Source organism: Niveispirillum sp. (assembly GCF_017996735.1).
GTDB lineage: Bacteria > Pseudomonadota > Alphaproteobacteria > Azospirillales > Azospirillaceae > Niveispirillum.
The window spans coordinates 1-5,860 of sequence record NZ_JAGOGJ010000228.1; the positions used below are offsets into that span (position 1 = coordinate 1).

At 63.0% G+C, this 5,860-nt stretch carries 6 protein-coding genes; 1 reads left to right on the forward strand and 5 read right to left on the reverse strand.

Annotated elements, in window-relative coordinates; translation table 11 throughout:
• From KBA48_RS32000 to mobQ, 3 genes are all read right to left on the reverse strand, one after another.
• Positions 1 to 554, reverse strand: a 554-nt coding sequence (locus KBA48_RS32000) for a helix-turn-helix domain-containing protein (RefSeq protein WP_292912724.1), incomplete at its 3' end; no start/stop codon positions are given.
• Positions 555 to 685: 131 nt separating this feature from the next.
• On the reverse strand, positions 686 to 1,129 hold the full coding sequence (locus KBA48_RS32005) for a hypothetical protein (RefSeq protein WP_292912725.1): 444 nt from the start codon (positions 1,127 to 1,129) through the stop codon (positions 686 to 688).
• Positions 1,126 to 4,080, reverse strand: coding sequence for a MobQ family relaxase (mobQ, locus tag KBA48_RS32010; protein ID WP_292912726.1), 2,955 nt, complete (start codon positions 4,078 to 4,080; stop codon positions 1,126 to 1,128). Before mobQ ends, KBA48_RS32005 begins: the two co-directional genes overlap by 4 nt.
• A 172-nt stretch (positions 4,081 to 4,252) precedes the next feature.
• On the opposite strand from mobQ, the gene KBA48_RS32015 reads away from it, so the two are divergent.
• Positions 4,253 to 4,573, forward strand: a complete 321-nt coding sequence (locus KBA48_RS32015) for a hypothetical protein (protein ID WP_292912727.1) — start codon at positions 4,253 to 4,255, stop codon at positions 4,571 to 4,573.
• A gap of 80 nt (positions 4,574 to 4,653) precedes the next feature.
• Here KBA48_RS32015 and KBA48_RS32020 read toward each other — a convergent pair whose 3' ends face one another.
• Together KBA48_RS32020 and KBA48_RS32025 are read right to left on the reverse strand one after the other, a co-directional pair.
• On the reverse strand, positions 4,654 to 4,857 hold the full coding sequence (locus KBA48_RS32020) for a hypothetical protein (protein ID WP_292912728.1): 204 nt from the start codon (positions 4,855 to 4,857) through the stop codon (positions 4,654 to 4,656).
• 284 nt (positions 4,858 to 5,141) lie between these two features.
• The coding region (locus KBA48_RS32025; protein WP_292912729.1) for a hypothetical protein at positions 5,142 to 5,860 on the reverse strand (719 nt) is incomplete at its 5' end.

Here is a 5,860-nt window from a genome sequence, read left to right on the forward strand (position 1 = left end):
GTGCGCATTCGCTGTTTGTGGTGCCCCATGTGGCAGAGATAACCGAGCGCTTCCAACCGAGTACACATATCAGCAAAGCCGCGAGCCGTATCAAGCCGCTGACTGGTATTCATCAGCTCCCAAATACCATCCATATCTTGGAGCCAGTCACCGATCTCGGCGGCAACCTCCATAGCCTGATCGCCTTCGACCTGATCGAAGCTGAAACGCCACCCCTCCCATTCTCCGAAACGCTTTAAAAAATCATTGGCGGTTCTGATGGGTTCGGTTCGCACCAATAATTTAGTCCGAAGAGCCTCTTCCAATTGAGCTTTGGCTTTAGCCTCGGCCTCTGGATCTGGCGTTGCAAAAATCTCAACATCTACATTTAATGCTCGGGCGATGGAACGTAACGTCTGTTCCTCTGGCGTATGACGTCCGCTTTCAAGTTTCTCAATTGTTCGCGTGCTGAGACCTGCTGAAAGTGCAAGATTTTCTTGAGTTAATTTATATGACTCACGCAGCTTCTTCATGGTATCTGCGATATGCTTAGGGTCGTAAGTGTTCTTAGACATGAGAAAGCTCCTTTGATTTGCTGCAAGTAACTTGCATTATTTTAGGAGTGCTGTCCCCGAACGTCTCCCGAACGCGACCCGAACGATACACCGGGGGGCTCCCGCCACCAGCATTCGACCCACATAGCGCTTTAGGCGGAAGGAAGTCCGGTCCCAACTTTGCTTCCGGATTTGTCGGCCATGGTCACCTCCACCCGCTGGATCACCGGTTCCGCAGCCACCGTTGCCTTCCCATCATGCTCAAAGACCTCCATGGCGGTATGGGCCATGATGACCTGCATTACGGCCTTCAAGCCTTGTCCCTGCATGGTGACGGCTTTGCCGCGATGCGTGAAGGTGAGGAACTCCACCCCACTGACCCGGCGCAAGGCCAGGTTGTCGAGGTTGTGATAGAGAAATCCGTCCATGTCGCCGTTGGCACGATACACGGCAAAGCCCATCTGCACCCGGCTGCCGCTGCGAAAAGCCAGATACTCGCCCTCTCGCGGAAGCGGCGGGGGCTGTGGGGTGGCGGCGGGTGGCTGGGGCTGCCCTTCGCGCTGGCGGATGATGTCTTTATAGATGTTGCTGCTCATGGGTCGATGCCGCCGGGTCTGGGCTTCGGATCATGGGTTGGTCGGTTATCATAACCGTTTCGAGGCTTGCTGTCATCAACTCTGGGTTGTGTATTTATGTCCGGGCGGGGCGGTGCCGGGCTGTCCGGCTCATGCTCCATCCGGTTCCGCCAGAAGGCGCGGAAACGATCCCAGCGGCCACCGGATTCCTTGTCCTCATCGGCAGCGGCCCGCACGTCGGCGGCGGCCTGCCGGACGGTGCGGCGATGCATGAGGTCGAAGGCGTCCACCACGCGGCGGAAGGCCGGGCTGTAGCGGCTATGGGGCTCGCTCGGGGCAGACGGCGCAGCAGGCGGGGCGGATGTGGCTGGCGGAGTGGACGTGTCAGGCGGCGCCTCCAATGGCTGGAACTGGATGGCCGCGCGGCATTCGTCGGGCCGCCCCATCTGGCGGGCGAGCTGGTTCAGGTCGTTATCGCGGGCTTTCTCCTCCGTCCATTGCCCCTGCACATAGGTGACATATCCGGCAAGGCCACGGCGCTCGGCAATTTCGGGATGGGCGGGTGCCCAACGGGCGAACGCCTTTTCTGCCTGCTGGCGCTGTGCTTCCGTCAACCCGTCCAGCCCGCCTTGCATGCCCATCCATGGGCCTGCACCACGCACCGTTTCCCGGCTGGCAAAGAGGTGCATGGTTTCGGCATGGCGGCTGGCCCCGACATAGGAGGTGGCGGCCCCTTCGCTGCCGCCATGGAGGCGATAGGAAATGTCCACTGTCGCCCCTTGGCCCTTGTACACCGTGCCAGCGTAACCGTGCTGGAAGGCATTGAACTCCCCAGCCTGCTGGTTCCCGCCAACCGTGAAGGACAGGAGGCGCGGCGGCTCCTCCTTCCGGGCGTCGATGGCGATGGTGAGGCTCATCCCCTCAATAATACGGATGGTGCCCACGACACCGTTGGCCAGCCCGGCTTGACGGTCGGCCTTGCGGTAGGCACTGCCGGTGAGCTGGATACGGTCGCCCACCGCAAAGGCGGTCGAACCGCCCTGCACGGGCAAGGCATGATCCGGCCCGAGCATGCCGCGCGCCCGGTAAATGTCGCGCAGCGCTTCATTTACCGCCTTGGCATCGGCGTTGGTGTGGGTGAAGGCGAAGCGCCGTGCCTGCGGATGCGCATCCAGGTCGGCGGCGTACTGCTTCGCCAACGCCGCACGGGCCTCGTCCCGCGTATCCGACCATTGGATGAAGCCCTGCCGGTCGAAGATGTCCAGCGCCTCACGGAACCGGCCGTCATGCATGGCATTGAACGCCCGGCGCTGGCCGCTGGCATCCGGGGCATGGTCACGGATGCGATGGATCTCGGACAGTTCCGAAACCACGTCCCCATGGCGCTCACGCAGCGCGCCGAACAAGCCGCCATGCAGGTAGGCGCTGGCAAGCTGGCGGTCGTCGCCCACCAGCACCAGCTTGGCTCCTGCATAATCGGCGGCCATCAACAGCCCCAGCATGTCGCGGGTGGAAAGCATCGCGGCCTCGTCCACCATCAGCACCGTGCGATGGTCCCACCGCGCCCGCTGGCGAAAGACATCCTGCATGGCCCCGGTGACGGTGCTCACCTCCCGGAAGCCGTCACGCTTCATGTCCTGTATCACCTTGTTGGTGAAGGACAGGCCGACGACGCGCGCCCCCTCCGCCTCATAGGCTTGCCGGATGGCGGCCATGGTGTAGCTCTTGCCGGTTCCGGCCTGACCCGCAATCATGGCAAGCCCTTCCGGGCCGGTCGCACGCCGGAAGGCAAGGTACTGCTCGGGACGGGTGGGACCGAACTCCCCACGCTCCATGATCGCCACGCGGGTTTCGTCGGCAAGGCCGAAACCCTTGTCGGCGATGCGCTGCCGGGCAAACTTCAGCGCCTCTCTCTCCCGTCGCAGGACGGTCTTGCTGGTAAAACGGACAACGGGGCCGCCACCGCGCTCCGTCAGCGGCACCAACTCGGGCAAGGTCAGGATCGCTTTGCAGAGATGGGCGCGGTCACTCTCCAACGGGATCGTGCGACGCAACAGGGCGTTCAGCTCGGCCTCGCTGAAGGTGGCGCGGCGTTCCGTCAGTGCCGTGAGAATGCTGGCAGGGTCGTAGGTGCGGGCCGCCGCATCCTCGGCTTTGGATTCCGCCTGCGCCTTCCGCTTCACCTCCTCCTTATGCTGTTCTCTCTCCGCGTCTTTGGTCGCAGCCTCAACCGCCGCGCGCTCCTGATTGCGTGCCTGCGCGGCCCGGTTCGCATCGCCAATATCCGAACGCTCGCCCCGGCGTTCCATGGCCGATGCGGATGGCCCCAGATGCTGGGTGGCTTCGCGGTCGATCCACTGCGCTTCGTAGCTGCGATGGTCAATGCGTGCGTCGATCCCGGCCATTTCAAGATGCCGGTTGGCGAGGTCGGCCCATGCCTTGCGAATGGCGCAGACATTCCGTTTGCCGCCATTGGCGATGTTCAACTCCCGCACCTTTTCCCCGAACCCCGCATCCGTCATGCGCCGGTCGGTGATGAGGATATGGGCATGAAAATTCCGGTCGTCGCTGCGGCGGTCGGGGGCGTGCAAGGCGAAGTCCACGACGACGCCATAGGTATCCACCATGTACCGCGCGAACGCCCGCACCAGCACCAGCCGCTGGGCGCGGGTGAGTTCATGCGGCAGGGCAAGGCAGAATTCCCGCCCCGTGGTGGCGGTGGCGCGGCGGGTGCTTTTGTCCTCGGCCCGCTCTGCTGCATTCCACAGTTGGGCGCGGTCGGTGGCCCAGGGCGGCGCGCCGAGCGGGGCCATGATCTCGGTATGGAGGATGCCACGCTTGCGGCTGAAATCGTGGGTTAAACCCGTGCGTTGGTCGGTCAGGACAGCGCCCGCGCGATAGGCAGCGGCGGCCACGATACTGCGCCCGCTGCTCCGTCCGATGGTGCTTGCGCTGCAATGGTAGATCGCCATCGCTTCTCCCGCCGGGAGGCCGCACTCATTCCAAAGGAATGACTAAGTGCGCCCTTCGCTCTGCTTGGGATGATAGCACGGGCTTCGTCCACTCGACCACTGACATGTCGTGGTATGGTAATATTCGCCTTCTTGGCGGTATCACATTCAACGCACAGAAAGGACGGTGCCCATGGTGCGCCAGCGACCCATAGACAAAATCAAGACACTTGAACAGCAGATTCAACAATTGCAGGAACAGAAAAAAGCAGCCGAGGCGCAACAGCGCGAGGCGGAGCGCAAAGCCGACACACGGCGCAAGATCATCGTGGGTGCGCTGGCGCTGGAGCATTGGGCAAAGAACAAGGAGAGCGACTTCGCCAAGACGCTCGACCACCTCGTGGATGAATATGTCATCAAGCCCCACGAACGAGCGCTGTTCCCTGAACTCCCGCCGCTTCCCGCGAACGGTGGCACCCCCGCTGCCGGGCCGGATGACGCATCGTCATCTTAGTGCCCGCGCTTCGGTGGGCTGCCAGCGGGGCCGCTGGCAGTCTGTACCGGGGCGATGGATCACCGCCCCGGTACGTCCCTCTATTCGGATTTCGGGGTGCGCAGCACCACGCGGCCATCGAAATTGAAGGGCAATGCATCGAGGATAAGATTGGCACCTTGGCCGTCCTCATGGGCGAACACTGTCCCGATGCGTATCCAGCGTTTGCCGTTGGTGGCTTCGGCCACGTGATAGGCGTTGTACAGGGGCGTTGCCGGGGTGTTGGCGGTGGTTGTCTGTTTCATGTCAGTCTCCTTGGTTGATGGTTTCCGTCCCGAAGGACGGTTCCTGACAACCCGGCGATACAGGGGGACGTGTCCTCCCCAACACGGGAGCGCAGCGAATGGAGCGGGCCGGGGATGGATACGTCCCCCGCGCCGGGTATAAGGAACCCGGCCACACTTCGGTACGGAACCGGCGACCAAGGAGACTGGCAGGGAACACCGGCGATGATCGCGCCTGCATCGGCTGCCCAGCGATTGGCACGATACTCTTGTGGCCCCTGCGTCACCGGAAGGGCGAAGCGCCATCACCCACGGGTTATCAGCAGCGTCGCCACATCACGCGGCAAGGCCCTGCGCACATCGTAGGAAGCGCCTGCCACTGGCCGTAGCAACGGCGGGACCGCGAGCGTCACCGGGACCGGCACAATCACCCGGTTCTTCGCTTTTAGTACCGGGCGCGGGCGCAGCGGCCATGGCGGCGGCGGGAACGTGCCCAGCACCAGCGCCAGCACGCGCGACAGGCCCCAATGGGCGAGGAAGAACAACGCCAGCAGCGCGGCGGTGTCGGCGATCACCAGCGGCCTGAAAGGCATGGATAGGACAGCATCCCGAGTGCCGCTGTGAAGGCATGCCCCCCACCCGATCAGCAGCAGCAGGAACAACGGCAGCGCACCGCGCCTGACCTTGATGAGGTACACGAACCACCAGCCCGTGAATGCCAGCATGATGATCCGCAAGAGAGCATCAGACAGGTCGCCTAAAGGGAGCAGGACAATGACGTCCACCAGAAAGCCAGCCATTCGCGGGAAGAAAACCCACGCCGCCACAGCCAACCCCGTTGTGACGATCCAGCGCGCCCCCGGCTTACTGAAAAACTCGACCACGGCATAGGCCATGCTGAACAGCAGGCGCGCCCCGTACCACAGCCACTGGACCGCATACGCTGCATTCATTGCTGGCTGAACTCCGCTTGAATCCAATGCCTTCCGGTCGCCTTCCACGTCACGCCGTTGCGGATCAGGAT

What these genes read in the sequence shown, in the direction of transcription:
- KBA48_RS32005 (WP_292912725.1), bottom strand. Translation starts at nt 1,129, where the DNA reads ATGAGCAGCAACATCTATAAAGACATCATCCGCCAGCGCGAAGGGCAG.
- mobQ (WP_292912726.1), bottom strand. Translation starts at nt 4,080, where the DNA reads ATGGCGATCTACCATTGCAGCGCAAGCACCATCGGACGGAGCAGCGGG.
- KBA48_RS32015 (WP_292912727.1), top strand. Translation starts at nt 4,253, where the DNA reads ATGGTGCGCCAGCGACCCATAGACAAAATCAAGACACTTGAACAGCAG.
- KBA48_RS32020 (WP_292912728.1), bottom strand. Translation starts at nt 4,857, where the DNA reads ATGAAACAGACAACCACCGCCAACACCCCGGCAACGCCCCTGTACAAC.